General features: G+C 60.0%; 2 protein-coding genes and 1 pseudogene. 1 reads left to right on the top strand and 2 read right to left on the bottom strand.

Going from position 1 to position 1,371, the window contains the following annotated elements; all coding sequences use genetic code 11:
• Positions 1–400: pseudogene (locus tag CAGGBEG34_RS00080) on the top strand (hypothetical protein); the annotation flags it as partial.
• Between the two features lie 78 nt (positions 401–478).
• Here CAGGBEG34_RS00080 and CAGGBEG34_RS00075 read toward each other — a convergent pair.
• Positions 479–1,078 carry a recombinase family protein gene (locus CAGGBEG34_RS00075; RefSeq protein ID WP_006681923.1) on the bottom strand — a complete coding sequence of 200 codons (600 nt, stop codon included), beginning with the start codon at positions 1,076–1,078 and terminating at the stop codon, positions 479–481.
• A 35-nt stretch (positions 1,079–1,113) separates the two neighbouring features.
• Positions 1,114–1,371: Tn3 family transposase (locus CAGGBEG34_RS00070; RefSeq protein ID WP_042687021.1), on the bottom strand; the 258-nt coding region annotated here is incomplete at its 5' end.

The raw sequence follows: 1,371 nt of genomic DNA, 5'->3' as shown, positions 1-1,371 counted from the left end.
CGCAGAGCACGTAGCCTATGCGCGAAAGAAGGTGGCCACGGTGCGCAAGCTGCACCGGACCAGCCTCCCCATACCCTATGCGAAGGGAACCTATCCGGCGAAGCCCTTGAGCCCCATTTTGGGCGGCATCCTGACGTTAGAGAGTGACTGGACTCCATGCGGCGGTGATCCGCTCCGGAGGGCGCTCGGTAACGATGCTGTTGATGACGACCGACTGGATCTGGGATGCGTCGCAGCGCACGGGCATTTTGTCTGGGAGCCTGCACGCTGCACTTACGAGTTCACCAAAGAAGGAAAACCTGCGACGGCATTTCTCTTCAAGCTGATCTCGATGCTGCAGTTCAGCGGTACGGTTCCTATGATTGACGTGAACGCCTACGCGGAATGGCTCACGAAGTAACTGAGGATCGCCGCTTTCGTGGGGCTTGACTAACGGGTCGCTTCTGGCTGTTGTGAATTATTCGCCTCCAAGCCATGGTCAGGCGCGTGAAAGCAACTTCATGCCATCCGAACGCAGCTCGCCCTTTGGCGAGACGTGACGGTACAGCGTTTGCCGGGTGATGCCGAGTTCGTCACACAGATCGCCGACCTTGGTTTTGGGCTGCCCCATTGCCGCCATAGCGAGTCTCAATTTGGCGGCCGTCATCTTGAACGGCCGTCCGCCTTTTCTGCCACGTGCTCGCGCCGAAGCCAAGCCTGCTATCGTGCGCGCCGTAATCAATTCACGCTCGAACTCAGCGAGAGCGGCAAAAATGCCGAAAACCAGCTTGCCGGCAGCAGTCGTCGTGTCGATCGCTGCGCCGTGTCCGGTCAGCACCTTGAGGCCGATGCCACGCCCGGTCAGATCGTGTACGGTGTTGATCAGATGCCGCAGATCGCGCCCGAGCCGATCCAGTTTCCACACCACCAACGTATCCCCGGGCCGCAATGCCTTCAGGCAGGCTGCCAAGCCGGGACGGTCCTCTCGTTTGCCAGATGCCTGATCTTCGTAGAGATGCGCCGGATCAACGCCGGCAGCGAGCAGCGTGTCGCACTGTAAGTCGGTGGTCTGAGAGCCGTCCGCTTTCGATACTCGCATGTAGGGGTCAGCTCACGAACGGAAAAAATCGTACGCTAAGCCTCGCTGAGCATCCGTAGCGGCCTAAACTTGCCCTGCTCGACCAGCTTGTGCTGCCGCCAGATGTAATCGCCGGTCAGATTGATGTGCTCCCATCCCAGGGGCGACAGGTGCGGCAACAGCTTCCTGTCGACGGACTGCTTGGCGTCGCGTAGTGCTTGCGTCGCCCGCCCCAGATAGACCGTGTTCCACAAGATGATGGCGGCCACCACCAGGTTAAGACCGCTGGCGCGATAGCGCTGGTTCTCGAAACT

It is taken from the genome of Candidatus Glomeribacter gigasporarum BEG34, assembly GCF_000227585.1.
GTDB classification, from domain to species: Bacteria; Pseudomonadota; Gammaproteobacteria; order Burkholderiales; family Burkholderiaceae; genus Glomeribacter; species Glomeribacter gigasporarum_B.
This window is presented reverse-complemented; position numbering and strand designations above follow the sequence as displayed.

Bases quoted from the DNA above. Each gene is read 5' to 3' on its own strand.
- CAGGBEG34_RS00075 (WP_006681923.1), bottom strand. From the start codon at position 1,078: ATGCGAGTATCGAAAGCGGACGGCTCTCAGACCACCGACTTACAGTGC.